The organism is Rhodobaculum claviforme, assembly GCF_016653255.1.
Classification (GTDB): Bacteria; Pseudomonadota; Alphaproteobacteria; order Rhodobacterales; family Rhodobacteraceae; genus Rhodobaculum; species Rhodobaculum claviforme.
The window spans coordinates 1-3114 of sequence record NZ_NHSD01000233.1 but is presented as its reverse complement, the minus strand read 5'-3'; the positions used below and the strand labels follow the sequence as shown (position 1 = coordinate 3114).

Here is a 3114-nt window from a genome sequence, read left to right as displayed (position 1 = left end):
CGCCGCCCCGTGCCCTGCCAGCTCCAGCCGTCCCGCACCGGGCGCCAGCGCGATCCCGCCCAGGCCTGGCAGCGCCGACAGCGCGACCCCGCGCACCGCATCGCCGGATCGCGCCAGCCACGCCAGCGCGGGCGCATTGGCCGCCGCCACCCGGCCGTCGGGCGCCAGCAGCAGCGCGGGCCGGGCGACATCCTCCAGCACCGGGGCGTACAGCGCCGCCAGCGCGGCAAGGTCAAACGTGGTTCGGGACCAGAATCGCATCGCACATCCCCATGGGCCAACCGCAGCCCACCATGCCCGTGCGCCCTTAACGTCCGGTGTCGATCCGCCCCGCCAGCCGCGCCAGGGTCCCGATCAGCGCCTGCGCCTCGATCGGCTTGGGCAGCACCGCGGCAAACCCCGCCGCGCGATAGGCCGCGGATTGCTCGGGTGCGGCATTGGCGGTCAGCGCCACCGCCGCAGGGCCATCGGGCGCCGCGGCGCGGATCCGCGCCAGCGCCGCCATCCCGTCCAGCCCCGGCATCGCGATGTCCAGCACCAGCACATCAAACCCGCCGCCCCGCGCCGCCTGCACCGCCTGCACCCCGTCGCAGACGACCGCGACCACCGCGCCGGCGCGCTGCAACAGGATCGTCAGCAACCGGCGGTTGGTGGCATTGTCGTCGGCCACCAGCACCCGCACCCCCTCCAGGCTGACAGCCCCGGACGGCGCCGGGTCCGGCGCCTGCGGCAGCGGCACCCGGACGGTGACCTGCGTCCCCTGCCCCGGCGCGCTGTCCACCGCGATGGTGCCGCCCAGCAGATCGACCAGGCCGCGCACGATGCTCATGCCCAGACCGGCGCCGCCGTGCCGGCGCGCGGTGGAGGTGTCGGCCTGCTCGAACGGCTCGAACAGGCGGGCGATCTGGACGGGGTCCATGCCGATGCCGGTGTCGCAGACGGCAAAGGCCAGCATCCCGGGCGCCTCCTCGGTCAGGCGCACGACAATGCGGCCGTGGGCGGTGAACTTGACCGCGTTCGAGGTCAGGTTCCACAGCACCTGCTGCACCCGCAGCCGGTCGCCCAGCCGCAGATCCCCCGCCGGCAGGGTCTCGGGCACCAGAGGTTCGGGGACCAGATCCCCCGGCGGCAGATCCCCCGCCCCCACCAGATGCAGCGCCAGCCCCTTGTGCGCCGCCAGCGCGCGGGCCGGCGTGACCACCGCCTCCAGCACCGCCCGCAGCGAGAACGGCGCGACCTCCAGCGTCAGCTTGCCCGCGTCCAGCCGCGCCATGTCCAGCAGATTGTCGAGGATCCCCAGCAGGTCCAGCCCCGAGGCGCGGATGATCCGCACGAGCTCGCGCTGGTCGGGCGCAAGCGGGCCCTCGGCCAGCACCTCGGCCATGCCCAGCACCCCGCCGAGGGGGGTGCGGATCTCGTGGCTCATGGTCGCAAGGACCCGCGCCTTGGTCGCGGCCACCGCACGCTCGGCCGCCAGCGCCGCGTCGCGCGCATGCAGGCCCAGCACCAGCGCCAGCTGGTCACGCGCCAGCGCCGCGAAATCCGCCACCAGCGCGCGGTCCTGCGCGCTCCAGCGCCGCGGGGCGCGCGCGATGGTGCACATGGCGGCAACCGGGGTGCCATCGGGCGCCAGCACCGGCTCACCCAGATAGGCGCGCACGCCCAGTTCCTCGATCGCGGGGTTGGCGTGCACCAGCGGATGGCGGCGCGCATCGTCGACCACCAGCGCCTGACCGGTCGAGACCACATGGCGGCAGAACGAATACACCAGCGGCGTGCAGCGCGCGGCCGTCAGCCCGGCCGGCAACCCGGCGGCGCCCGCGAACACCTGCCGGTCGCCGGCGCCATCGATCAGCGACACCAGCCCCACATCGGCCCCCAGCGCGCGCCCGGCCAGACGCGCCAGCCGGTCGAACCCCTCGTACCGGGTGCCGTCCAGCACCGCGCGCACGATCGCCTCCAGCGCGGGCGCCTGTGGCACGCAGGCATCGCCCCGTTCCGCCCCGTCCATGTGCACCCCCTGCCCCGCGATATGCCCGGCCACCGCACTCTTGCAGTCGAAGCTGAACGCCCGGTCAACGCCGGGCAAAGATGCGGACAACCCCTCCGCCAGAACCGGACCCGTCAGGCCAGATCCAGCACCGGCCCGTCCAGCAGCCGCATCAGATCTCCGAAATGCCCGTCGCTGCGCGCCGGCCGCGTCGGGTCCGAGGTGATCGCCACCGCCAGCCCCGCGCGGCCGTGCGCCGCGATCACCTGCCCGCCATAGCCACGCCCCAGAACCCACCCCGAGGGGCTGACGAACCACCCCAGCCCATAGCCCAGCCCCGAAAACGCCGAGCGCGTCACCGGCCGCGCGGACGCGCGCACCCAGGCTTCGGGGACCACCTGCACACCCTCCACCCGGCCGGCATCGCGCATCACCAGCGCCACCCGCAGCATCGCGCGGGGCGACAGCACCATGTCGTTGCCGCCGAAGTGATACCCCTGCGGATCGCGCGGCCAGTCGGGGATCTCGATCCCCAGCGGACGGCCCAGCCCGGCGCGCGCCTGCGCCAGAAGGCTGTCGCCCGTCGCCTCCACCAGCGCCGCGCCCAGCACATGGCTGGAGCCGGTGGAGTAGATCATCCGCCCGCCCGGCTGCGCCACCCACGGCCGCGTCAGCGCATGCGCCACCCAGTTGCGCGTGCTGACCCAGGCGCCATAGCGCGCGCCCGACGTCCCCTCCAGGCCCGCGCGCAGCGTCACCAGATCGTGCAGCGTCAGGTCCTCCACCCCTTCGGTGGCGGCGGCGGGGATCAGGCGGGGGGCGACATCGGCCAGCCGGGCGTGCGGGCCGGGCACCGCGCCGCGCGCCACCGCCAGCCCCAGCAGAAGCCCCAGAACGGATTTCGAGGCCGACTTGATGTTTGCGGGCCGCGACAGGCCGGGGCCGCGCGGCGCCTCGGCCACCACGGGCGCGTCGCCGCGCTGCACCACGATGGCATGGAGCTGGTCCAACCCCCGCGCGGCGCGCGCGACATCGTCGGGCGTCGCGGCGCGGGCGCGGTGCAGCGCGGGCACCACAAGGGAGGTGGACAGCGCGACCAGCAGCGCGCGGCGGGTGGGCATGGG

At 75.1% G+C, this 3114-nt stretch carries 3 protein-coding genes; all 3 read right to left on the bottom strand.

The features are described 5' to 3' along the window. Window positions 1-261: hypothetical protein (locus CCR87_RS08435; protein WP_201157088.1), on the bottom strand; the 261-nt coding region annotated here is incomplete at its 3' end. Window positions 262-307: 46 nt separating this feature from the next. Then, the gene (locus CCR87_RS17520; protein ID WP_201157087.1) at window positions 308-2044 is read right to left on the bottom strand and encodes an ATP-binding protein; all 1737 of its coding nucleotides are present in this window, start codon (window positions 2042-2044) and stop codon (window positions 308-310) included. An 80-nt stretch (window positions 2045-2124) separates the two neighbouring features. Then, window positions 2125-3114 (bottom strand): serine hydrolase domain-containing protein (locus tag CCR87_RS08425; protein ID WP_338048897.1); only part of this gene is annotated, 990 nt, incomplete at its 5' end.